The sequence below is a fragment of the Bacillus sp. Hm123 genome, assembly GCF_051842975.2.
Classification (GTDB): Bacteria; Bacillota; Bacilli; order Bacillales; family Domibacillaceae; genus Bacillus_CE.
Genome location: NZ_CM200277.1, coordinates 1,124,576 through 1,147,285, shown reverse-complemented (window position 1 = coordinate 1,147,285; position 22,710 = coordinate 1,124,576). Strand labels below are relative to the sequence as shown.

The 22,710-nt window shown below is 39.7% G+C and carries 22 protein-coding genes and 1 riboswitch; of the genes, 8 read left to right on the top strand and 14 right to left on the bottom strand.

Features of this window, described 5'->3' with window-relative positions; genetic code table 11:
• Window positions 1-32: 32 nt before the first annotated feature.
• The 3 genes from nhaC to ACSVDJ_RS06005 form a co-directional block, all read right to left on the bottom strand.
• Window positions 33-1,412: a Na+/H+ antiporter NhaC gene (nhaC, locus tag ACSVDJ_RS06015; protein ID WP_439169425.1), complete on the bottom strand. Its 1,380-nt coding sequence runs from the start codon at window positions 1,410-1,412 to the stop codon at window positions 33-35.
• Window positions 1,413-1,578: 166 nt separating this feature from the next.
• Window positions 1,579-3,153 carry a peptide chain release factor 3 gene (locus ACSVDJ_RS06010; RefSeq protein WP_439169426.1) on the bottom strand — a complete coding sequence of 525 codons (1,575 nt, stop codon included), beginning with the start codon at window positions 3,151-3,153 and terminating at the stop codon, window positions 1,579-1,581.
• Window positions 3,154-3,232: 79 nt separating this feature from the next.
• Complete coding sequence (locus ACSVDJ_RS06005; RefSeq protein WP_439169428.1) at window positions 3,233-3,475, bottom strand: YueH family protein; 243 nt, start codon at window positions 3,473-3,475, stop codon at window positions 3,233-3,235.
• Window positions 3,476-3,628: 153 nt separating this feature from the next.
• On the opposite strand from ACSVDJ_RS06005, the gene ACSVDJ_RS06000 reads away from it, so the two are divergent.
• The 3 genes from ACSVDJ_RS06000 (at window position 3,629) to ACSVDJ_RS05990 (ending at window position 5,656) form a co-directional block, all read left to right on the top strand.
• Window positions 3,629-4,846: a NupC/NupG family nucleoside CNT transporter gene (locus ACSVDJ_RS06000; RefSeq protein ID WP_439169430.1), complete on the top strand. Its 1,218-nt coding sequence runs from the start codon at window positions 3,629-3,631 to the stop codon at window positions 4,844-4,846.
• Between the two features lie 166 nt (window positions 4,847-5,012).
• Complete coding sequence (locus ACSVDJ_RS05995; RefSeq protein WP_439169431.1) at window positions 5,013-5,252, top strand: YkuS family protein; 240 nt, start codon at window positions 5,013-5,015, stop codon at window positions 5,250-5,252.
• Window positions 5,253-5,410: 158 nt separating this feature from the next.
• Complete coding sequence (locus tag ACSVDJ_RS05990; protein WP_439169432.1) at window positions 5,411-5,656, top strand: GlsB/YeaQ/YmgE family stress response membrane protein; 246 nt, start codon at window positions 5,411-5,413, stop codon at window positions 5,654-5,656.
• A 72-nt stretch (window positions 5,657-5,728) separates the two neighbouring features.
• On the opposite strand, the gene metC is transcribed toward ACSVDJ_RS05990, so the two are convergent.
• Both metC and ACSVDJ_RS05980 read right to left on the bottom strand, forming a co-directional pair.
• A complete protein-coding gene (metC, locus tag ACSVDJ_RS05985) occupies window positions 5,729-6,901 on the bottom strand; it encodes a cystathionine beta-lyase (RefSeq protein WP_439169433.1) in 1,173 nt (390 codons plus the stop codon).
• A gap of 5 nt (window positions 6,902-6,906) precedes the next feature.
• Entirely contained in the window at window positions 6,907-8,016 is a 1,110-nt protein-coding gene (locus tag ACSVDJ_RS05980; RefSeq protein WP_439169434.1) for a methionine biosynthesis PLP-dependent protein, read from the bottom strand.
• A gap of 81 nt (window positions 8,017-8,097) precedes the next feature.
• A riboswitch (SAM riboswitch) is annotated at window positions 8,098-8,203 on the bottom strand.
• Between the two features lie 381 nt (window positions 8,204-8,584).
• Here ACSVDJ_RS05980 and ACSVDJ_RS05975 point away from each other — a divergent pair.
• Window positions 8,585-9,841 carry an NAD(P)-dependent malic enzyme gene (locus tag ACSVDJ_RS05975; protein ID WP_439169435.1) on the top strand — a complete coding sequence of 419 codons (1,257 nt, stop codon included), beginning with the start codon at window positions 8,585-8,587 and terminating at the stop codon, window positions 9,839-9,841.
• A gap of 49 nt (window positions 9,842-9,890) precedes the next feature.
• Here ACSVDJ_RS05975 and ACSVDJ_RS05970 read toward each other — a convergent pair whose 3' ends face one another.
• The 6 genes from ACSVDJ_RS05970 to ACSVDJ_RS05945 all read right to left on the bottom strand — a co-directional run bounded on the left by ACSVDJ_RS05970 (window position 9,891) and on the right by ACSVDJ_RS05945 (window position 15,311).
• Entirely contained in the window at window positions 9,891-11,099 is a 1,209-nt protein-coding gene (locus tag ACSVDJ_RS05970) for an NRAMP family divalent metal transporter (RefSeq protein ID WP_439169436.1), read from the bottom strand.
• Between the two features lie 14 nt (window positions 11,100-11,113).
• Window positions 11,114-11,869 (bottom strand): 5-oxoprolinase subunit PxpA, encoded by a 756-nt coding sequence (gene pxpA, locus ACSVDJ_RS05965; protein ID WP_439169437.1) that lies wholly within the window; start codon window positions 11,867-11,869, stop codon window positions 11,114-11,116.
• Window positions 11,853-12,908: a 5-oxoprolinase/urea amidolyase family protein gene (locus tag ACSVDJ_RS05960; protein ID WP_518620235.1), complete on the bottom strand. Its 1,056-nt coding sequence runs from the start codon at window positions 12,906-12,908 to the stop codon at window positions 11,853-11,855. Before ACSVDJ_RS05960 ends, pxpA begins: the two co-directional genes overlap by 17 nt.
• Entirely contained in the window at window positions 12,863-13,558 is a 696-nt protein-coding gene (gene pxpB, locus ACSVDJ_RS05955) for a 5-oxoprolinase subunit PxpB (RefSeq protein WP_439169438.1), read from the bottom strand. The genes ACSVDJ_RS05960 and pxpB overlap by 46 nt, the downstream gene beginning before the upstream one ends.
• On the bottom strand, window positions 13,530-14,315 hold the full coding sequence (locus ACSVDJ_RS05950) for an IclR family transcriptional regulator (RefSeq protein ID WP_439169439.1): 786 nt from the start codon (window positions 14,313-14,315) through the stop codon (window positions 13,530-13,532). Before ACSVDJ_RS05950 ends, pxpB begins: the two co-directional genes overlap by 29 nt.
• A gap of 156 nt (window positions 14,316-14,471) precedes the next feature.
• On the bottom strand, window positions 14,472-15,311 hold the full coding sequence (locus tag ACSVDJ_RS05945) for a TetR/AcrR family transcriptional regulator (RefSeq protein ID WP_439169440.1): 840 nt from the start codon (window positions 15,309-15,311) through the stop codon (window positions 14,472-14,474).
• A 217-nt stretch (window positions 15,312-15,528) separates the two neighbouring features.
• On the opposite strand from ACSVDJ_RS05945, the gene ACSVDJ_RS05940 reads away from it, so the two are divergent.
• Both ACSVDJ_RS05940 and ACSVDJ_RS05935 read left to right on the top strand, forming a co-directional pair.
• Entirely contained in the window at window positions 15,529-16,977 is a 1,449-nt protein-coding gene (locus tag ACSVDJ_RS05940; protein ID WP_439169752.1) for a DHA2 family efflux MFS transporter permease subunit, read from the top strand.
• A gap of 218 nt (window positions 16,978-17,195) precedes the next feature.
• Complete coding sequence (locus ACSVDJ_RS05935; protein WP_439169441.1) at window positions 17,196-17,471, top strand: hypothetical protein; 276 nt, start codon at window positions 17,196-17,198, stop codon at window positions 17,469-17,471.
• A 57-nt stretch (window positions 17,472-17,528) separates the two neighbouring features.
• On the opposite strand, the gene ACSVDJ_RS05930 is transcribed toward ACSVDJ_RS05935, so the two are convergent.
• Window positions 17,529-18,773 carry an AraC family transcriptional regulator gene (locus ACSVDJ_RS05930; protein ID WP_439169442.1) on the bottom strand — a complete coding sequence of 415 codons (1,245 nt, stop codon included), beginning with the start codon at window positions 18,771-18,773 and terminating at the stop codon, window positions 17,529-17,531.
• Window positions 18,774-18,908: 135 nt separating this feature from the next.
• Here ACSVDJ_RS05930 and ACSVDJ_RS05925 point away from each other — a divergent pair, with 135 nt between their 5' ends.
• Both ACSVDJ_RS05925 and ACSVDJ_RS05920 read left to right on the top strand, forming a co-directional pair.
• Window positions 18,909-19,268, top strand: a complete 360-nt coding sequence (locus ACSVDJ_RS05925; protein ID WP_439169443.1) for a hypothetical protein — start codon at window positions 18,909-18,911, stop codon at window positions 19,266-19,268.
• On the top strand, window positions 19,265-20,833 hold the full coding sequence (locus tag ACSVDJ_RS05920; RefSeq protein WP_439169444.1) for a sodium/solute symporter: 1,569 nt from the start codon (window positions 19,265-19,267) through the stop codon (window positions 20,831-20,833). Before ACSVDJ_RS05925 ends, ACSVDJ_RS05920 begins: the two co-directional genes overlap by 4 nt.
• 48 nt (window positions 20,834-20,881) lie before the next feature.
• Here ACSVDJ_RS05920 and ACSVDJ_RS05915 read toward each other — a convergent pair whose 3' ends face one another.
• Window positions 20,882-21,778 (bottom strand): diacylglycerol/lipid kinase family protein, encoded by an 897-nt coding sequence (locus ACSVDJ_RS05915; protein WP_439169445.1) that lies wholly within the window; start codon window positions 21,776-21,778, stop codon window positions 20,882-20,884.
• 93 nt (window positions 21,779-21,871) lie between these two features.
• Window positions 21,872-22,636, bottom strand: a complete 765-nt coding sequence (locus ACSVDJ_RS05910) for a yteA family sporulation protein (RefSeq protein WP_439169446.1) — start codon at window positions 22,634-22,636, stop codon at window positions 21,872-21,874.
• Between the last annotated feature and the right edge of the window lie 74 nt (window positions 22,637-22,710).

The following is a 22,710-nucleotide window of genomic DNA, read 5'->3' as shown; positions in this document are numbered from 1 at the left end:
ACAGTGAAATTTGTTAATCTCCTTTTTCGTTCTTATTTAGTTTTCGTTAATGTCCATCCTGTCACACCAAATAGAACGGTTAACAGTGGACTTAATAAACAAAAGAAAGCAAATGGTAAATAGTCAAGGGTAGGGACGCCGAGCATTTTCGTAATGAACACCCCGCATACACTCCATGGAACGAGCGGATTGATCACCGTACCCGCATCTTCAAGTGTTCTTGATAAATTTTTCTTCGCAAGCCCTACTTTTTCGAATTGCCGTCCAAAGGCTTCTCCTGTTAATAAGATCGATAAATATTGTTCTCCAATAATAAAGTTCACACCAATAGCAGAAGTAGCTGCTGCAGCTACTGCACTCCATGCCTTTTGTAAACGATGCTCAATCGCCTCGAACAGGCGTGGAATAATACCTAGTGAAAATAATAAGCCTCCGAGACTTAAAGAAAGCAACACGAGAGAAACCGTAAACATCATGCTTTCCATTCCACCTCTTGATAATAAAGCATCTACTTCCGCATTTCCTGTCTCTGCTACATATCCAGAAAAGATCACTTGAAAGACGTCAGCGATTGTATGATTTGAATGAATAAATGATAACGCAATCCCCAATATAGAGCTTAATGCTAACGTAACAAAAGGAGACACTCTTTTAATAGAGAGGATGAATAATAGAACCACTGGCAACCAAGAATACCAATGAACTAGATTCATCTCTAGTAGCGTAGCCTTGATCGCTTGGATTTTTGGGAAATCCACTCCTGTCATTTCCGGTGAAATTCCCGCAAATAATAGCACGGTAATGAAGAAAGCTGGAATCGTTGTCCACGCCATATTGCGAATATGTTCAAATAAATCAACACCGACAATCGATGCTGCTAAATTTGTCGTGTCGGATAAAGGAGACATCTTATCACCAAAAAAGGCACCAGAAACGACCGCACCGGCCGTAATCGCAACAGACGCATCCATCGCTTGACTCACACCGATAAAGGCGACTCCAAGCGTTGCTACCGTCGTTAAAGAACTTCCAATGCCTAAACCAACGATCGCTGTCACAAGAAAAACGACACTATAAAAAAATTTAGGTGTCACTAGTCCAAAAGCGGCGTGGATCATCGTTGGAATTGTTCCAGACAAAATCCAGCTACCTACTAAAACACCAATAAAGAAAAAGATAAAGACGGCACCCATTCCACTTTTCGCCCCATCTAACATACCGCCTTCAAGCTTTTTGAATGGAACTTTTTTGAATACCCCAAAAGCTAGCAATAATAAGATCGAAATAAGAATAGGGATATGCGGGACAGACCCGAGGTTAATAATCGACGAACTAATAACTGTAATGATGACCCCAACTAATACCAACGCTTGCATTAACGTAGGCCTCATTAATGACTCAACTTTAAACATTTTGTACACCTCTAATATATGCAATTACTTTTTTGCTTGAACGCTTTTCTGCATTGAAGCATGTACTTTTCATTATTATCTAATTGAACACTTGTGTCAATCCATTATTCTATATAAGTAAAAAAAAACAGCTAGAAAATGAGTTTTCTAACTGGTTTTGACCTATTTATTCCATAATATTATACAATTTTAAGTTTTCGTTCTTATCACTGAACCAACGTAAAGCAAATTCATTTTCAAATAAAAAGACGAGACGGTCATAGCGATCTCTTACAAGCAAGCTACGAGAGTTCGATAAGCTTTCTTTTACATCTTGTTCATTTTCAATCCAACGAGCAATTTTCGAACCCATTGGCTCCATGATCACTTCTGAGTTATATTCGTTTTTCATTCGATGCTCAAACACTTCAAATTGAAGCTGACCTACCGCACCTAAAATATAGTTTTCTGTGTGCATCGTTTTATAAAGCTGGATGGCCCCTTCTTGCACTAACTGCTGAATCCCTTTATGAAAGCTTTTTTGTTTCATGACGTTTTTAGCTGATACTTTCATAAACAGCTCCGGTGTAAATTGTGGGAGCTTTTCATATTGAAAGAATGGTTTTGCTCCGACTAACGTATCACCAATTTGATACGTTCCTGTATCGTATAAGCCGATAATATCTCCACTCACTGCTTCATTAACAGTACTACGGTCATCCGCTAAAAACTGCGTCGACTGTGACACTTTAGATGATTTCCCTGTTCGTGTTAACGTCAAGCTCATCCCACGTTCAAACTTTCCTGAACAAATTCGAAAGAAAGCAATGCGGTCACGGTGAGCAGGGTTCATATTCGCCTGAATTTTAAAGATAAAGCCAGAAAACTGGTCACTAACCGGATCAATTTCGCCTTTATCAGAATTACGTGGCTGTGGCGGTGGAGCAAATTGCAAATACGTTTCTAAAAATGTTTGCACACCAAAGTTTGTTAACGCACTCCCAAAGAATACTGGTGTTAATGTCCCGTTAGCAATTCGTTCTGCTGAAAATTCATTCCCTGCTTCTTCAAGAAGCATAATTTCTTCTAATGTTTGATCGTATAAAGAGGATTTCTTGATGTCATGATCAACGGCTAATTCTCCGTCTTCATTCAAAGGAAGGAAACGGTCCTCCTCATTGTCCACACGAAATTGTTCAATTCGCTGATTAAAACGATCATAAATACCAAAGAATTCTTTTCCCATTCCAATCGGCCAGTTCATCGGATAAGACTCGATGCCTAACACTTCTTCAAGCTCAGCTAGAAGTTCTAGTGGTAACTTTGCTTGTCGATCCAATTTATTAATAAAGGTGAAAATAGGAATCCCTCTCATGCGACATACTTTAAATAACTTAATCGTTTGTGCTTCGATTCCTTTCGCCGCATCCACAATCATGACGGCGCTATCTACTGCCATTAACGTTCGATACGTATCTTCACTGAAGTCCTGATGTCCAGGTGTGTCCAAAATATTGACTCGATAATCATCGTACTGAAATTGCATCACAGAGGAAGTGACCGAAATCCCCCGTTGCTTCTCAATATCCATCCAGTCAGATGTCGCATATTTCCCTGTTTTCTTTCCTTTTACTGTTCCGGCATCACGAATGGCGCCTCCAAACAGTAATAATTTCTCTGTTAATGTTGTTTTTCCCGCATCTGGATGGGAAATAATCGCAAATGTTCTTCTAGAGAGAACTTCTTCTTTTAATGAAGCCATGTAGTAGCCAAATCCTTTCAAAATTAAAATCCGTCAATTGCCCTGAAAAAAATATAGCGAAAAACGCAAGAAATGTCTATTACATTTCGCACGTCCATTGATAAATTCGGTGAGCTAATCCGACAGCAGGCTCCTCTTCTAGCCCTGTTTTTATTAATGAAGTAGACATTTCGTTTACTAAGCTTTCTCCGCTCTCTTCATACGTAAAAGAAATAGACCACTGCTGGGCTGGAACAGCTACAACAAAGCTCTCTTCTTTTTTATTTTCGTATATATATACTTTGATTTCTTTGTCATGTAACAATGTTTTTCTTATTTTCATGTTTATGCTCCTTCATTTAAGTAAAATATTAATAATAGCGCCCTGTTAAATTTTACTGTGAAAAACGGACTATTTTATTATTGTATATCTTTTTATCTCATTATAAACTATACACCGGTGTGTCAAAAAGTGAAATATAGAGGTGAATTAATTATGACGTATATTTGGGGTCTATTTGGGATTTTAGTCATTCTTGGAATTGGCTATGTTTTTTCTACAAATAGAAAAATGATTAAATGGAGAACTGTACTTGGTGGACTAGCCATTCAGCTTTTGTTCGCTTTTATCGTTTTAAAATGGGATTGGGGACAAGCGAGAATGCAGGACTTCACAATGCTCGTCAATGCCATTATTGACTATTCACGAGCAGGAATTGACTTTTTATTTGGCGGGTTATATACAAAGGAATCAAACATCACCTTTGTCTTTGCTTTAAACGTGTTACCCGTCGTCATTTTCTTTTCTGCTTTAATTTCTGTTCTCTATTACTTAGGAATTATGCAAGCTTTCATCAAATTTATCGGTGGTGCGCTCGCTAAATTACTAGGCACTCGAAAAGCAGAATCAATCTCAGCTGCAGCCAATATTTTTGTCGGACAAACGGAAGCACCACTTGTGATTAAGCCTTATATTAATAAAATGACGGAATCGGAGTTATTTGCGGTCATGACAGGTGGATTAGCTTCTGTCGCTGGCTCTGTTCTTGTCGGTTATTCATTATTAGGCGTGCCTCTAGAGTATTTGCTAGCTGCTAGCTTCATGGCTGCTCCTGCTGGACTTGTCATGGCAAAATTATTCGTTCCTGAGACGAGCACAGAACCTGAACCGAAAGAATTCGAAATGGAAGTAGATTCTGATTCCACAAACGTAATTGACGCGGCCGCTAAAGGAGCGGGTACCGGTTTACAATTAGCGTTAAATATCGGTGCCATGCTTCTAGCCTTTATCGCCTTAGTAGCTATGATTAATGGGATATTTGGCTTCATCGGCGGGCTCATCGGCATAGAAAATCTGTCGCTTGAACTCCTGCTTGGCTATATCTTTTCTCCACTTGCTTTTGCCATTGGAGTCCCATGGGAAGAAGCCATTCAAGCCGGTAATTATATCGGCCAAAAAGTAGTCATTAATGAATTTGTTGCCTATTCGAATTTCGCCCCTGAAATCCCGAATTTATCTGAAAAAACAGCGGCAATTTTAAGCTTTGCTCTTTGCGGATTTGCTAACATTTCATCGATGGCCATCTTGCTCGGTGGTCTTGGCAACCTAGCACCGAATCGCCGGTCAGATATTGCCCGCTTAGGAATTAAAGCAGTTCTTGCTGGTGCCCTTGCATCGTTATTAAGTGCGGCAATCGCTGGGATGTTGATTTAAAGCGAGCGAAAAAAACACTAGGAAAACAAATTTTCCTGGTGTTTTTCTTTTTGTGTGAGTAAGTGAACCATTAAAAAAAAGAGTTGCTGTTTACATACTATATAGATCATTAGTGAAGAATAATATTTGTCCTTTTAGAAAAGGATATCATCAGGAGGTGTTATCATTGGCCACAATCGGTGTCGAACTTACTCTTCAAAACGTGAAGCAAGCGTTGCAGGAAAAAGGTCATCAAGTTGTCGATTTAAAAAATGAATCCGACATACAGCAATGTGATTGTTGTGTCATTACAGGCTTAGATGCAAACTTAATGGGCATTCAAGAAACACTGACAAAAAGATCAATTATTGAAGCAAGCGGCAGGAGTGCTGAAGAAGTGTGCCAAGAAGTAGAAAGTAGAATTTAATATCGGTGTCATCAGCCGTCCGCACATAATTTACAGGTATGCGGTCGGCTTTTACAATACAAAAAAACGTTAAACTTAGTTAATAATTGACGGTTTGCATAAGCGAATAAGGGAATAAATAAACTAAACTAAGCAAACATGATAAGGAGGAATAAAAAGTGGGCTTCATTATGTATTTAATTGTTGGAGGACTCATTGGCTGGTTCGCTGGAGTTATTCTTGGTAAAGATATTCCTGGTGGGATTATCGGTAATATTATCGCTGGCATTATCGGGGCTTGGATTGGTGGCAAGTTGCTTGGAGCTATGGGACCAACGATGGCAGGAATTGCGATTATTCCCGCTTTAATTGGAGCTGTCATTTTAGTACTTATTGCAAGCTTCCTTTTAAGACGAATGAAGTAGACTTCTTGAGGCATTTTTCAGGGTCTGCTTGCACAGATAATTAAACAGATAGCAGACCCTTTATATGGATTTTCAGCTACATGCACTGATAGCTTTTACTTGTTGCAATGCTTGACGACAATCTGCAATTAAATCCGCTGAAGATTCTAATCCGACAGAAAATCGCAACAACCCGTCTGTTATGCTACGCTTAACTCTTTCCTCTTTAGGCATCGCCGCATGTGACATTTTAGCTGGATAGGAAAGGATCGATTCTACTGCTCCGAGGCTAACAGCAAACACAGGAATGTTTATATGTTGAACAAACTGCCTAACTGCCTCTTCATTTTTCAATTCAAACGAAAGGACGGCCCCTGCCCCTCTTGCTTGATAGGAATGTACTTCATGTCCTGGATGATCCGTTAACCCAGGGTAATAAACTTTCTCGACTAGTTCATGCTTTTGTAAAAAGTCAGCTAACTCTTTAGCTGTTTCGGAAGACTGCTCTAAGCGTACATGAAGAGTTTTCAGGCCCCTTAATACAAGCCAAGAATCATGAGCACCTAATACAGCGCCAAACGTATTTTGAAGCTGATATAAGCGGTCGCCTAATTGTTCGTCTTTCGTTACAGCCAGCCCAGCTAATACATCGCTATGACCGGACAAGAACTTTGTTGCACTATGCAGAACAAGGTCGACACCTAACTCAAGAGGCTGTTGTAACGCGGGTGTTAAGAACGTATTGTCGACAAAAGTTAAACAATAATGTGCCTTTGCTAGCTTAACGATCCCACGAATGTCAGTCACTTTTAATAATGGATTAGACGGTGTTTCGATATAAATAAGCTTCGTGTTTTCTCTTATGTTTGAAGCCACTTCATGTAAATTGCTCATATCAACAAATGTATAATCAATCCCAAATCGGTTTAACACGGTCGTCACCATTCGATACGTGCCCCCGTATACATCTTCCGTGATTAAAACATGATCTCCTTGCGAAAGTAATAAAAACGCGGTAGAAATAGCTGCCATACCTGATGAGAAAGCAAATCCTCTCGTTCCGCCTTCTAATTCAGCGATCGCTTCCTCTAATGCTTCCCTTGTTGGATTGCCTGAACGACTATAATCATAATTGCCAAATTGGTCAAAATCCGCTTGATGAAAGGTGGACGCATGCTGCACAGCAACGCTTACTGCGCCTGTTTGTTCATCAAATTTATGACGATTATGCAATAATTTCGTTTGAAAGGAATATGTTTTTTCCATACCTATCACTCCTCTTTCATTATGTTAAATGCCTGTGTTAAATCAGCTAATAAATCTTCAGTATGCTCAATCCCGACCGAAAATCGAAGCAGACGATTACAAACTCCACGCTCGAGCCGTACCTCTTCTGGAATGTCCATATGAGTCTGTGTAGCGGGATACGTAATAAAGCTTTCAACTCCACCGAGACTTTCCGCAAATGAGATCAACTGAAGGCTTTGTAAAAAAGGATCGACCCAATTTTCTGAAGCTATTCGGAAAGATAGCATTCCTCCACGCCCTGGATAAAAAACATCCGTTACTTCCGGACAACATCGCAAGAATTCTGCTATTTGCTTAGTGTTTTCTTCATGCTGCTTCATTCGCAGCCCTAATGTTTTTAACCCCCGAATTAATAACCAAGAATCGAACGGTGATAAGACCGCTCCGGCGGCATTTTGTAGCTCTGCTATTTTTCCTGCTAACTCCTCACCCTTCACAGCTACTAGTCCAGCCAATACATCGTTATGTCCACCTAAATACTTCGTCGCGCTATGGATGACAATATCCGCTCCGTCTAAAAGTGGACGTTGAAGCAATGGCGTATAAAACGTATTGTCAACAATCAATAACAGCCCATTCTCCTTAGCAAAAGCGGCTACAGCTTTTATATCTACTTCCTGTAAAAGAGGGTTCGTTGGCGTTTCAAGGAAGATGACCTTTGTAGTTGGCGATAGCTTCTCTCTCGTTTTAGACAAATTTTGAAAGCTATCATAAGTAAACGATACGCGATACTTTTTCCACATTTTCTCGAACAATCGATAAGTGCCTCCATAAAGATCCGCAGATACAAGCCATTCATCTCCAGGCTCAGTTAACGATAGAATCGTATGAATAGCCGCCATACCTGAAGAAAAAGCGAACCCCGCATCTCCTCCTTCTAACTCGGCTATTGCTTGTTCTACAATCTGTCTAGTCGGATTTCCTGTACGAATGTAATCAAATCCGGTAGAACGCCCAATTCCTTCATGGCGATAAGCGGTAGAAAAATAAACAGGTGGATTCACTGCCCCCGTCTGTTCTTCACTCCGATTCCCAATTTGCGCTAAAATCGTCTCTATATGCTTATTTCCCATGTTATCCTCTCCTTACTAGTAGCGATTTATTTAGAAAAAACAAAAAAGCCTTCTTAAGAAGAAGGCTTTTTCTATCACTTCTTCTCATCTTTCGGACTTTTCGTCCGCTGGATTTAGCACCTTGACTTACAAATAGTCGGTTGCTGAAGTATCATCGGGCCAGTCCCTCCACTTCTCTTGATAAGAACCTATTTAATTTAAAATTTTTCGTTTTTATTACTGTACAGGATCAAATGATCAATAGCAACTCTTTTTTGAATATTTATTTTTTTCTAATAAAGTGAAACTTCAATCAGTGGGGTTTTCTTCATCCCCGCTGATTGTTAGTTGAACCAATCGGGCTTTTATGGGCTGTTGATCTCCCACCTACATGTCTGCGCTCCTTCTGTCATGTTGAGATGGGAGTCTTACAGCCCGTTAATGCGGGATAAACAATTAGATATTTTTGTTAATTTTCTGAAAATTTTGTTGATTATCTTTTTAGCCTATTATACAATAAAAAACATTAACTTATAATGCAGGCTTCTTAGAGAATTTTACTTAAATAACAAAAGGAGAGAGTAAACGTATGCACAATTTGCGAGAAGATGCTTTAGAAATTCATCGACACCACCAAGGAAAGTTAGAAACGTCAGCGAAATTAAATGTAAAGAATGTTAAAGATTTAAGTCTAGTGTATTCGCCTGGAGTAGCAGAACCATGCTTAGAGATCCATGCTCATCCCGAAAAGATATATGAGTATACTATGAAGGCGAATACTGTTGCAGTCGTTTCAGATGGGACAGCCGTTTTAGGTCTTGGTGATATCGGAGCAGATGCCTCGCTACCCGTTATGGAGGGAAAAGCCATTTTGTTTAAAAATTTCGCGGGCGTTGATGCTTTCCCTATTTGTATCGACACGAAAGATCCTGAAGAAGTGATCAAGACCGTTAAATTATTGCAATCTTCCTTCGGTGGCGTCAATTTGGAAGATATTAAAGCACCTAATTGCTTTCTAATCGAAGAAAGGTTAAAAAAAGAAATGGATATTCCCATTTTCCACGATGACCAACACGGAACAGCCATCGTCACACTTGCTGGCTTAATTAATTCCTTAAAGCTCGTGCACAAAACATTTAGCGATATTAAAGTCGTTATAAATGGCGCAGGTGCTGCCGGGATCGCTATCGCTAACTTATTATATAGCTTTGGCGTAAAGGAAATCATTATGTGTGATTCTAAAGGAGCGATATATGCAGGAAGACCTCATGGGATGAACTCTGTAAAAGAAGACATCGCAACGTTTACTAATCCTAACCGAATAGAAGGCCGACTTGAAGAAGCGATTATCAATAGTGATGTATTTATTGGTGTGTCTGCTGCTGGAGCGTTAACATCAGAAATGGTCCGTACAATGGCACAAGATCCGATCGTCTTTGCGATGGCCAATCCTAACCCAGAAATTGATCCGATAAAGGCAAAAGCAGCCGGAGTTAAAGTGATTGGCACAGGACGCTCAGACTTCCCTAACCAAGTAAATAATGTTCTTGCTTTCCCAGGGATATTCCGCGGAGCACTTGATACTCGATCAACTGATATTAATGAAGAAATGAAAATTGCCGCTGCTCACGCCATCGCTTCCCTCATAGCAGACCATGAACTAGCAGATGATTATATTATCCCTTCAGCATTTGACGCCCGGGTTGCACCAGAAGTAGCCGCTGCTGTAGCCGCCGCTGCTATTCACTCAGGTGTCGCTCGTCAACATATTAATGTTGATTCCCTACGTCACAAAACCTACCAGCTATCAGCTATTCAAGTAAAACCTGCTGAAATTATTTTATAATAAAAGGTCGATCACCATATGCTTCAATATGATGATCGACCTTTTCTAATTAGAAACCAAATAATTTAGGTAATTCATTGAATAATGTAAATCCCCCCATGTATGCCATTAATACTACTACGATAATTCCAAACAATGTCATCCAAAGTGGGTGGCGATAAGATCCGACAATGGATTGTTTATGTGCGGCAATTAACATCACACCTAAAGCAATCGGTAAGATTAATCCATTTAATGCACCAGCAAGAATCAACACTTTGATCGGCTGGCCAATCGTTGCAAAAATAGTCGTAGAAAGAATAATAAAAACAACGATAATTGCTTTATGATGGCGCTCTAACCACGGGTGGAAAGTACGGATGAAGGAAACGGATGTATAAGCAGCACCAATCACAGACGTAATGGCTGCTGCCCACATAACCACACCAAATAGTTTATAGCCAATATCTCCAGCAGCATGTTGGAACACAGATGCTGGAGGATTATCTCCATCTAAAATAAACCCTTGAGACACAACACCTAAAGCAGCTAAAAACAAGAAAATTCTCATAATAGATGCAATTCCAATAGCCGAAATAGAGCTTTTTGTTACTTGAGGAATCGCCTCTACTCCCTTCACTCCTGCATCTAACAAACGATGACCACCAGCAAAAGTAATATAACCACCAACAGTACCGCCAACTAACGTCACAATCGCTAAGAAATCCACTTTTTCTGGAGCGAATGTTCTGATTACTGCCTCTCCTACTGGAGGATCGGCTTGAAATACTACATACACCGTAAGAGCAATCATGACAAAGCCCATTACTTGTGTAAATTTGTCCATTAATATTCCTGCTTCTTTTACAAGAAAGATTCCTACGGCAATCGCCGCACTAATAATAGCACCTGTGACAGGAGAAACCCCAAATATTACGTTCGCTCCAAGACCAGCTCCACCAACATTTCCAATATTAAAGGCGATTCCTCCAAGAACAATGAGAACAGCAATCAAATAACCAAGCCCCGGAAAAACCAAATTCGCCACATCTTGAGCACGCTTTTCTGAAACTATTAAGATTCGCCAAATATTTGTTTGAGCACCGATATCTAAAACAATTGAAATTAAAATAACAAAGCCAAAGCTGGCAGCTAATTGCTGCGTAAAAACGGTCGTTTGTGTTAAAAAACCAGGACCGATGGCTGATGTGGCCATTAAAAATGCCGCACCAAGCAACACACTCCAATTTAACGTGCTACCTTTTTTTTGTGAATTCATGCTGTTTCCCCCTTCTATTTAATCGTCTGGATGATGATTCCTCGGTTTTCAAGCTCTTTACGAATATAACTAGCAAAAATGAGGGCATGAGGACCATCTCCGTGAATACAAATGGTATGTGCTGAAATGTCAATTGTTTCTCCAGTCACTGCTTGCACTTTCCCTTCCTGCACCATACGAAGCGCTTGTTGAACAGCTTCTTCGTCCGTAGCAATAAAGGCTTGAGGATCTCGTCTGCTTGTTAATGACCCATCTGTTTGGTAGGTGCGATCAACAAATACTTCTTCAGCTACCTTTAACCCAGCTTCCTTACCTGCTTTAATCAATTCACTTCCCGACAATCCGTATAATATGAGTGAGGCATCAAAGTCTGCAATGGCTTGAACAATAGCTTCCGCTAGTTCCTTGTCTTTTGCCGCCATATTATAAAGCGCTCCGTGCGGCTTTACGTGATGTAGTTTTCCTCCTTCTGCCTGAATGAAAGCAGATAAAGCACCCAGTTGGTATAAAACCGATGTATATGCTTCTTCAATAGAAAGTTCCATCGGCCGGCGTCCAAACCCAACGAGATCTGGAAATCCCGGGTGAGCTCCAATAGCTACCCCATGCTTTAATGCCAATTTTACTGTTTGGCGCATCACAACAGGATCTCCGGCATGAAAGCCGCAAGCAATATTAGCAGACGTGATAAAAGGCATAATCTCTTCATCTGTCCCCATTCGATAAGCCCCGAAGCTTTCCCCTAAGTCACAGTTAATATCTACTTTCATTGTTCTTCTCCTTTCTCCATTTCAACTGAATAGCTGATCGAATCATTTGCAATTCCCGCTCTCGTTGCACATATAATCGTTGAGCTTCTTCTAGTGTGACATACTCAAAATGCAGCTCCGTTCTAGGGAGCTTTTGGGCAAGGGTAGGAATATCAAAGGTTATCACATTCGCTATTTTCGGATACCCACCTGTCGTTTGCCGATCGGCCATTAAAATGATCGGTTGACCTGATGAAGGTACTTGAATTGTCCCAATCGCCACTGCTTCAGAAATCATTTCTTTTGACCCACTCATTTCTAAACGAGTACCGTCTAGTCGAAAACCCATTCGATCGGATTCTGGTGTAATTTTATAAGGTGTCCGCCAGAAGTCTTGTTGTGAGGCGGTCGTAAAGTAAGAATACTCACTTCCTTCTATACAGCGCACACGAGTATTTTTTAAACATTGATAAACGGAAGGAGCAATTCCCCAATTCGTCGCTAATACACGAACATTTGCTTTAGGTATAGCATCAATCACTGCTTGAATCATTTCATTTGGTCGGCCAATCGGAAGGCTGTCCCCCTTTTTCAACGCTCGACCTTCAAAACCACCGAATGGACCTCGAACATAAGTTGATCGGCTACCTAATATTTTCGGTACATCTATTCCTCCAGCGATGCATAAATAGACGCGGCTACCTTGTATACATCGCTTCACATGTACTTCACTTCCTTGAGGTATATAGACGGGACGCCACATCGGAATTGGCTTCCCTTGGCATTCAATGCTCGCTTCTGCTCCAGTGAAAGCAACAAAAACAGGTTCATCAAATTGAACGCTCGCTCCTGTCATCGTCATTTCTAGTGCACCAGCTCCACATTCATTTCCAACTAACCAATTGCCAAGACGAAGCGATAAATCGTCCATTGCTCCAGACACCACTACACCATATTGTCTGTTTCCCGTTCGACCGCGGTCTTGAACAGTAGTAAAAAATCCAGAACGAGTAATCAGCATCGACACGGTATATTCCTCCTCTCTTCCTCGAATTGACATTCATCAATTGCTACAAATTTAATTTTGTCACCCGCATGAAGTAAGCTTGGAGGCTGCTGTTTTGGATTAAATAAGTCCCAAGGTGTCCGACCGATGACATGCCATCCACCTGGAGATTGAATGGGATACACTCCGGTCTGCTGACCTCCTATAGCGACAGAACCAGCAGGAATATGTAAATCAGGCGTTTCTTTTCTCGGTGTATAAAGCCGCTCCGACAACCCTCCAATATAAGGAAATCCAGGAGCGAATCCGATCATATATACAATATATTCTGGTTCTGTATGAAGTTTAATTACTTCTTCAACATCGAGTTGATGAAAGGCCGCTACTCCTTTAAGATCTGGACCACTTTCTCCGCCATATAAAACCGGAATACGAAGTAAACGCGGCTCTTTTTCTTCTTCATGGGCAATTTTTTCAATGTCTTCTAATATTCGTTCCTTTAATTTTTGCAAGCTTATTTGTAAAGGATCGTAGTAAATCGTGATCGCAGCAAACGACGGAACCCACTCTTCTACTCCCGGCCACTTCTCTATTTCTAAATGTCTAGTAAAAGCACGAACTTTTCGATGAACATCCATACTGATTTCATCGCCTAGTCGAACCGTTACCGCTCGATCACCAAGTGGAATAATCCGTTCCTTCATCCCTTATATCCCCCTTCCATCCCATTTCTTTAGATATTTTTTCTGCTGATTTTTTTAATTTAATAATTAAAAATTCTACATGGGCTTCATCTTGAAAACGAGCTTCCGGCCCGACAAGACTGATTCCTGCAATGACTTTTCCCATATGATCAAAAATGGGTGCCGCCACCGCTGAAGAATAATTTTCAAGTTCAGAATGGCTAATCGAATACCCTTCTTCTCTACTTTTTACTAACATTTGTCGAAGTACATCTTTATCTACAATTGTTCCATCGGCATACTTCTTTATTGTTGCTCGGTTGATCAGTCCTTCTTTTTCCTCAGCTGATAAGAAAGCAAGCAAAATCCGTGGACATGCTCCAGCGTATAAAGGTGCTCGTCGTCCAATTTGTGTATACACTCTCACTCGTTCTGTCGTATCGACCTTTTCTATATAGACCGCTTCATCTTTTTCTCTAATAATTAAATTGACGGCTTCACCTGTCTCTTTTCTTAATTCATGCATCATCGGAAGTGCCACTTTTCTAATTTCTAACCGCTCCGCCACAAGTTGTCCGAGTTGTAAAAAAAGAAGCCCCAGTTTGTAAGCGCCTTCATCATTTTTTTGCAAAAAACCAAGTTCATATAGTGACTCTGCCATTCGATACGCAGATGTTTTTGGCAAGCTTGTTTTTTCAACAATTTCTTGTAAAGTTTGCTGTTCCTCATTAAAAAATAGTTGGATAATCTCCATTGATTTTAAAACTGTTTTATTCATCGCCCACACCTCGTTCCATTATTCGGAACCAAAATTCCGTTATTCGGTATTCTAATTATAGAAAAAAGCATGAAAAGTGACAAGGTTTTTTTATTTAATTTTCTTATAATTTAAAATTGGATAAAAAAATAGACGATTCAATAATGCAATCGCCTATCAACTTATTTCAAAATAATCTTGTATGTAACTTTTAAGTTCTACGGAATTAACAATGGCAACTACAACGGCCTCAATAATCGCTCGACGGGGTTCCTGTTGACTGAATTCATTTTGCACAAAAAGCAACAATTCACTCTGCTCCTCATCCGCATCTTTTAACATCATATTAATTTTCTGAATGATCAACCGCTTTTTATTTACTTTTAACAAGTTTGTTTCCGAAAACTGATTGTTTAATAGATCAACTTCTAGTAACTGGTCGCCTCGTTCTTTCACATCGACAACAATCGTTTCTAAGCGACGAATAGAGTAATGGATGACTTTATCAATATCCATTCCTTGATCGACCATTAGAAAGAAGTGAATATAGTTTTGCATCATCCCAAACAGTCCAACTGCTAAATCTAATGAGTAAGGCAAAACCTCCTCACCATATAATTCCAACATTCGCTTTTGTAGCCATTGTATTTCCTCATAATGATGACTTTTTACTACTTTCTTTAATTCCTCATCCCCTGAAGCAAATACCCCTTGGAAAAGAGCGAATAAATTGTTTTCTTGATTCACTTTCATTTTGACCGCAATTTGCTCTATAAATGCTTCTTGATCTGAAGTCGATCGCCCAGCGAGGATAGCTACACGCCGTTTATTCGTTTCGCTCTTAATCATTTCAAATATCGTCATTAATAATTCTTTCTTTGATGAGAAATAATTATAAAATGTCCCTTTAGAAATTTTACTTTTATCTAAAATATCTTGAATGGATGTCGTCGAATAGCCTTTTTCAATAAAAAGGATATGTGCCATTTCAATGACTTGGCGTTTCCGATCCATCATTTAATCACCTCATTTTTACACAATTGAACTACCTGTACAACCGTATCGTAGCCTATTATCAAGGATGAATCAACCTCATTAATTTTTTTGTTGCTATTTTTGTAACAACGGTATAAAATAAGATCCTGCTATAACATAAGTATATTATTTTATACACCTAGTATAGGAGGGTGCAAATTTGAATACACAAGAAACAATAAATAAACCGCCTTATGGAATGATTGCTATTTTATTTGTCGGTGCTTTCGTATCGATCTTAAACGAAACACTATTAAATGTCGCACTTCCGTCGATCATGGAAGAATTTAATGCGTCGGCTTCAGCTGTGCAATGGCTGTCTACAGGTTATATGCTCGTCAACGGCATATTGATTCCTGCTAGTGCTTTCTTCATCCAAAAATTCACCAATCGAAAATTATTTATTTTTGCGATGACTTTATTTACAGCAGGTACTTTGTTAGCTAGTCTTGCCCCATCCCTTAACGTGCTATTGTTCGCTCGAATGATTCAAGCGTCAGGATCAGCCATGATGATGCCTTTACTTATGAACGTTATGCTTGTTAGTTTTCCGATTGAACGTCGCGGAGCAGCGATGGGGATGTTTGGGCTTGTGATGATCACAGCCCCCGCTATTGGCCCTACGTTATCAGGTTGGCTTATTGAACACTACTCTTGGCGTACATTATTCGATGTCGTTCTTCCATTTGCGGCCATCACTTTACTACTTGCCTTTTTCAAACTAAAAAACATTACACCACAACGCCAAATCAAACTCGATGTGTTATCGCTTATCTTATCAAGCATTGGTTTTGGTGGGTTATTGTACGGATTCAGTTCCGCTGGAGAAAAAGGTTGGGATTCTCTACTTGTTTATGGTTCCGTTATCGTTGGAGTCCTTTCGCTCATTGTATTTATTATTCGACAGCTGCGCCTAGATGAGCCACTTTTGGAGTTTCGTATTTATCGTTATCCAATGTTCGCGCTCTCTTCTGCGATCTCTGTCGTCATTTCAATGGCTATGTTTTCAGCAATGCTATTAATGCCGATCTATGTTCAAACATTGCGAGGTATTTCTCCACTTCATTCCGGATTATTAATGCTACCTGGAGCTCTTGTGATGGGGATTATGTCTCCGATTACAGGTAAATTATTTGATAAGTTTGGTGCACGAATGTTGGCAGTGACCGGTTTAACGATCACGATATTAACAACTTATATGTTTAGCCAATTAACATTAGAGACTTCCTACGGATATATTATGATGATTTATACTCTTCGTATGTTTGGTATGTCGATGGTAATGATGCCGGTGATGACGAACGGACTGAACCAATTACCCGCTGACATGAATCCGCATGGAACAGCTATGAACAATACACTGCAGCAAGTATCAGGTGCTGTCGGTTCCGCTTTTCTTGTGACATTGATGCAAAATAGAACAGAAGTAGAAGCAAACAGATTATCAGAGGAAGCAATGCAAAATCTTTCCTCCGCTACTCAGTTAAGTGAGATGAAAGCACAGATCATGAATGAAGCCATCCTGCATGGCATTAATTTTTCGTTCTCGGTCTCGGTCGCTATCGCTTCCATTGCGCTCATTCTCGCACTGTTTCTCAAACGTTCCGTACCAGCAAAAGAAGGAACGGTTCAACAAGCAAGTGAATAATAGAACAAAGTGACTCAAACTTTTCGTTTGAGTCACTCTTTGTTTATAACCTATAAATTTTAGGAATAACTCCATAAATATCCAAATATTTGCGCATTTGCGGCTTTATACCATAAAAATAAAAAAAAATAAATATATTTATGTTAAGTTTTTGTAAAGAATGTGTTAAGATGTATTTATAAGCAATTTACAATGTTGGGAGGAAGGAGGAATGAGCTATGACAGTAGCTGAATTCTGCGGAACACTTGATTATTCTGTTTCTCAATTTGCTGTACGACTTTCAAAAGAGGTAGAAGAGAAAATCAAAACAAGAGAGTTATTTTATCAAGACCAAATGAATCGTTACATTGATCGTCGCATTGAATTATTTATGAAGACATTACATCTCACTCCAGCGCTTTACTCCGTCTATCGTCGAGAAATTCTTCACCACGTACTCTTCAAAATAAAACCCGTCTTGAAAAAAAACCACATATTTCAAGTAGTTAAATAAAAGAAAGCAGCGCCACCTCGGTGCTGCTTTCTTTATGTGAAAGTTTTGCTCATCTTCTCATACGAAAACAATTTCCTTTGTTAACCGGAATTCCCTCGGGGTGATGCCGATGACTTTTTTAAAGGTTGAACTAAAGTAATTAGGCGTGTTAAAGCCTACTTCATCCGATATTTCTTCGATCGTTTTATCTGTATATCGTAGCATCCAAACAGCTTTTCTTAGACGAACAAACGTAATATACTCTGAAAATGTATTTCCCGTTTCTTTCTTAAACAAACGAATGAAATGAGAATAACTTAAATTCACATGACCCGCGACATCTTTGGCAGTCATTTCTTCTGAAAAGTGATCTTCAATATATTCCGTGCTTTTCTTTATATCGGGCTCTTTTGAAATTTCCTCGAAATATCGCAAGGACACTTCATAATAGGGCGGAAGCGCTCTTGCCACTTTCGATTCTTTAAACGAATGATGCAACAATAACGGATCATTATAAAGCGAGCCAACTCCAATATAGATTTGAATTCGATACTCCTTTAACAGACGATCAACAATTTTTTCAAAGGTTGCTCGGCCTTCCCTCCATTCTTTTATAGAAGAAATATTGTCTGTTTGCCGAAATAAAATAATTAAAGATCGGCGGAAAGGAAGGAAGTATACTCGAGGGACAACTCCCTTAAATTCCTGTTTAAAGTTCGAGCATATAAGCTGAACGGACTGATTTTCATCAATCGGATGACCATCGAGATGAATAAAGCCTTGTACATAGCACACTGTATTCGGAAATTCATTTGCATTAAACAGGGATAAAGACTCCATCATTTCACTTTCCGAATCAATGTCCTCATGCAAAAGCCTTCTTAGTATATAATGTTCCATCGATTCATTGAGCTTCATTTTTGTTTTATGTACCGAGATAATTTTCTTCTCTTTCACTTGAATCAAAGCGATTTCTTGTTGGTCTAGCACATTAATTGCTTCATTGATACTTCGAAAAAAAGCCGATTTTTTCACTGGGTTTAATAATAAAGATTGCATTTGTAAGCGAATAGCAATGGGAGCTGTATTCACCCACTCCTCATCAAGCAGCAATATATAATAGCAATCATAATGCTTCTTTAATCGATTTACTTTCACCCAATCATATAACTGACTGACTTGAACAATTTTAATATGAATGGGTTCATCTGAATAAGCTCGATCAATTACGAAAAGGCGATCTTCAAACCTTTCTTCTAGCCATTCCTTCAGCAAAGGATAGATAGCTAAACTTACATGAGAAAGACATACCTTATACTTCATAGCTCCACCCTCCTATAAACAATAGTAACGTGCTCAAATGACAAAAACAAGCAAATTTTTATAATATTCTGATATTATATTGTAAGGGTTTTCGTTGGATTATTATATATAATTTGAGAAAAGGAGGAGATATGTGTGGAAAAAGAATACGAAATGACAGATCAATCGCAAGGGCTGATTGATGCCGCTCAATTACCACCACTAGATTCCGACACAAGTGCCATTATGAAATCAGAATTTCGAACAGGTATAGGACTTTCTTCTTTCTACTATTTATTTATCTTTTTCATCCCAGTCATTAATTGGTTTTTTAAAGACTTTGCTTTCTTCCAATTTTGGGGAGGGATGTCGGTCACTTGGTTTTTAACGACGATTATCGGGATGGGAATGGCATTCTTGATTGCTTATATTCATACGAAGCGTTATGAAAAACGATTGGCACAGTATGAGCAGCCCGTTAGCGAGAATGAAGCAAAAGGAGGAAACACCGCATGATCCAAACATTATTAGAGCCTAAATATTTATTTACGGTTATCTTGATGGGTACGATTATTTATATTACGTATTTGTCGAAAAAAAGTTCTAGCGCTAGTGATTTCTTCGTTGGTGGTCGTTCCTTCGGCTGGTTTACTAATGGTTCCGCTATCGCTGGCGACTACTTAAGCGCTGCCACATTTCTAGGATTAGCTGGTTTAACCTTTTCAATCGGTTATGATGGAGCATTTTATACGTTTAGCTTTTCCATCGGATTAACGCTTCTAGCCATATTCGTTGCTGGTCCGTTGAGAAGATTTGGCGCTTATACAGTAGCTGATTTCGTTGCCTATCGCTTCCACAGCAAACGCGCCCGTTTAGTAGCTGTACTCGTCGTTCTCTCAATCTCAGGCTTCTATGCCGCTCCTCAGCTGCTTGGTGCTGCTCAAATATTAAGTATGTTTTTTGGCACTTCTTATGAATTCGGTATTATTTTTACTTGTTCCGTTATGATTCTTTATGTCGGAGTTGGAGGCATGAAAGGAACGACTCTTAACCAAGCATTAGAACTATGGATTCGCCTCGGTGCGTTCGTGATCATGGTAGGAGCGGCCATTTATGGTGGACTTCATTACGAAAAAATATTAGCTGCGATCACGGAATTTAGTGGTACAATCGCTAACACAGCTCAATTCACGCAAGACGGAAAAGACGTCGCTGTAGATGGACAAGCTTGGTCTACATCAGGAGTTATCACACCTAATTTCTTACACACATTATCATTAGTCATTGGTTTATCTTTAGGAACCATTGGTCTACCTCATATTTTATTACGCTTCTACACAAATCCAAGCGCCAAAGCAGCCCGTAAATCGGCGTTAATGGCGATTGGTATTGCTAGTGTCTTCTTCTTATTTGCTGTTTATCTTGGGGTTGTAGGACGCGCTTTATTTATCGAAGGAAATGTCAGCCCTGAAGTTATGAAGAACTTAATTACTGGTGGAGACAATATGGTTGTACCATCGATCGCCGAAGCATTAGGTGGAAAATGGTTACTCGGACTTGTCATTGCTGGTGCTTTTGCCGCGATCTTCTCGAATCTATCCGGTCTATTTATTGCTAGTTCGGGAGCTCTTGCTCACGACTTATACGCTTCTTTCTCTAAAAAGGAATTAACCCAAAAGCAACGCGTTACGGCTGGAAAGATTTCCATCGTCATTCTTGGTGTGTTATATGGCGCCTTAGGCTTATTAGTAAAAGAAGCTTCCATCGGTCACTTAGTTGCTTTAGCATTTACCGTTGCTGCAAGTACGTTTACACCGATCTTCCTATTCGGAATTTGGTGGAGAGGAATGACAGAAAAAGGAGCGATTGCTGGTCTTCTTGTTGGACTTACGGTTTCGATGATTATGATCTTCTTTGCTTCCGCTCTTCCACCTGCTCTGCAGTTTAAAGTGCCTGGTATCATCACTGTACCAATCGGCTTCTTAACGGTATATATCGTGTCTAAATTAGATAGACAAGTTCCAAAAGATGTGAACTTATTCATGAAAAAAGTTCACTCGAAGCAAAGCGAAGTCGCTTAACTCGTTTCCACAAAATAAAAACTGGAGTAGCCTTGGCCGCTCCAGTTTTTATGTGGCAATTAGTTTAATGGCATTCGGCTTTATTCGAATAGCTACAGGTGTTTCTCCTATAATCTCTCCATCAGCAATGATCTTCAACGGACGATCGCTAGAGATACGAATATCTCTCCCTTTTAAATACGTGACTCCATCCTTGTTAATATGCTTCCCTGCATACACTTTAGGTAATAACTTGCTGATGATCATACGCCTGTTAACTGTATGCAAAAATACAAGGTCAACAATTCCATCTGTTGGATGAGCTAGCGGACAAACCTTCATTCCACCACCGTAGCTTTGCGTGTTTCCACAAGCGACCATCCATACCTTCTCAGCAATATATTGATCATTATCCACTTTAATTTTTACATGGCTCGGCTTAAATCTCGGAATGACTAATAGAGCACTGAGCATATACGTGAGTGAACCTACTCGCAAAAAATTGAACCATCGCTTATAAAAGGAACGAGCGGCATGATCAGTAATTTCCGCATCCACGCCAGTTGCTGCAATCGTCAAGCAATAATTCCCGTTTACATGAAGGACATCAAGCTCTCTTACTTCCTGTTTCAAAATGGCTTCAGTTAGCTTGCTCGGATTGTTCGTTAATTTTAGAGTTCTCGCTAAATCGTTCCCAGATCCCATAGGCAATACAGCTATCGGAATATCACTTCCTGCTAAGTCTTGAATCACAGTATGGATCGTTCCATCTCCACCGATCACAATAAAAGCCGTCACCGTATTCTTTTCTTTAAATTCCCAAACAATCTCACGCGTTTCTTGTTCAGATGCTGTTACGAAGGCTTCGTAAGCCATTTTTTTGCTCACAAATATTTTCTCTAATTGTTGCCATCGTTTGACGCCCTGGTTATTTCCTGCTTTTGGATTGACAAGCACTACATACATACGAACCGACCCCTACCATGACTTATTTATCCTATCATACCATGATTTGAGCGGTCGCTTGACAAAATGTTCGGATGAACCTTTTGATAAACCTTACTGATCTCTCGTTCTTTCTGTATAGGGTTCACGTTCATATGGAGGCAAATCTCCAAACGAAGTCATGATGCCTTCCTCATCTAATTCTTCTTCATAGCGTTCATGTTGTTTATTTGGATAAACAGTTACCTGTTCCCCTGTAATATCTACTCCAACAAAATTTTCATAGTCCTCCACATATCCAATATTTTCATCAGATTCAACGTACATATGATCATAATCAGCAGGAGGGGCAGCAAAATCTGATGGAGTTTCAGATGTCCCCCATTTTGCAACCTCTTGCCATGCATCTTCTGCATCATACACGACCGATTCATTTGGATGACCATCATATTCAAATTGACCAAATGGTGGACTTAATACTTCTTCTTCAACCGGTCGATGACGAGAAATCGTTCGATCCGGCGTATGCTCAATACAATAAATAGTAGATGGCAACACTTCTAGCCTCTCTACTGGAATGTCTTGACCGCACACGATACACGTTCCATACGTCTCTTCTTCAATCGCCTGTATCGCTCGATTAATATTATCTAGCTCATATTGCTCATGCTCATTTAATGCTATATCTTTTTCTCTTTCAAATAGCTCCGTCCCCTCATCAGCAGGGTGATTATCATAACTTGACAGCTCACCCATCGAATCATGAGGATGGCTTCTTTCTAGACCAAAATGACGATGATCCTGAAGCCGACGCTCAAGCTCTTGCTTCTCCATCATGAGTTGCGACAGAAAAGCTGACAATTTCTCAGCTGACAACAACACGGTCACTCCCTTACACCAGTTTCCGAAACATTTTTAGTATGAGTTAAATTGACATACTCATACTAAAACTT

Bases quoted from the DNA above. Each gene is read 5' to 3' on its own strand.
- ACSVDJ_RS05940 (WP_439169752.1), top strand. From the start codon at position 15,529: ATGATTGCTATTTTATTTGTCGGTGCTTTCGTATCGATCTTAAACGAA.
- ACSVDJ_RS05975 (WP_439169435.1), top strand. From the start codon at position 8,585: ATGCACAATTTGCGAGAAGATGCTTTAGAAATTCATCGACACCACCAA.
- ACSVDJ_RS05920 (WP_439169444.1), top strand. From the start codon at position 19,265: ATGATCCAAACATTATTAGAGCCTAAATATTTATTTACGGTTATCTTG.
- ACSVDJ_RS05935 (WP_439169441.1), top strand. From the start codon at position 17,196: ATGACAGTAGCTGAATTCTGCGGAACACTTGATTATTCTGTTTCTCAA.
- ACSVDJ_RS05980 (WP_439169434.1), bottom strand. From the start codon at position 8,016: ATGGGAAATAAGCATATAGAGACGATTTTAGCGCAAATTGGGAATCGG.
- ACSVDJ_RS05950 (WP_439169439.1), bottom strand. From the start codon at position 14,315: ATGAATAAAACAGTTTTAAAATCAATGGAGATTATCCAACTATTTTTT.
- ACSVDJ_RS05970 (WP_439169436.1), bottom strand. From the start codon at position 11,099: ATGAATTCACAAAAAAAAGGTAGCACGTTAAATTGGAGTGTGTTGCTT.
- ACSVDJ_RS05960 (WP_518620235.1), bottom strand. From the start codon at position 12,908: ATGTCAATTCGAGGAAGAGAGGAGGAATATACCGTGTCGATGCTGATT.
- metC (WP_439169433.1), bottom strand. From the start codon at position 6,901: ATGGAAAAAACATATTCCTTTCAAACGAAATTATTGCATAATCGTCAT.
- pxpB (WP_439169438.1), bottom strand. From the start codon at position 13,558: ATGAAGGAACGGATTATTCCACTTGGTGATCGAGCGGTAACGGTTCGA.
- ACSVDJ_RS05915 (WP_439169445.1), bottom strand. From the start codon at position 21,778: ATGTATGTAGTGCTTGTCAATCCAAAAGCAGGAAATAACCAGGGCGTC.
- ACSVDJ_RS06005 (WP_439169428.1), bottom strand. From the start codon at position 3,475: ATGAAAATAAGAAAAACATTGTTACATGACAAAGAAATCAAAGTATAT.
- ACSVDJ_RS06000 (WP_439169430.1), top strand. From the start codon at position 3,629: ATGACGTATATTTGGGGTCTATTTGGGATTTTAGTCATTCTTGGAATT.
- ACSVDJ_RS05930 (WP_439169442.1), bottom strand. From the start codon at position 18,773: ATGAAGTATAAGGTATGTCTTTCTCATGTAAGTTTAGCTATCTATCCT.
- ACSVDJ_RS05945 (WP_439169440.1), bottom strand. From the start codon at position 15,311: ATGATGGATCGGAAACGCCAAGTCATTGAAATGGCACATATCCTTTTT.
- ACSVDJ_RS06010 (WP_439169426.1), bottom strand. From the start codon at position 3,153: ATGGCTTCATTAAAAGAAGAAGTTCTCTCTAGAAGAACATTTGCGATT.
- nhaC (WP_439169425.1), bottom strand. From the start codon at position 1,412: ATGTTTAAAGTTGAGTCATTAATGAGGCCTACGTTAATGCAAGCGTTG.
- pxpA (WP_439169437.1), bottom strand. From the start codon at position 11,869: ATGAAAGTAGATATTAACTGTGACTTAGGGGAAAGCTTCGGGGCTTAT.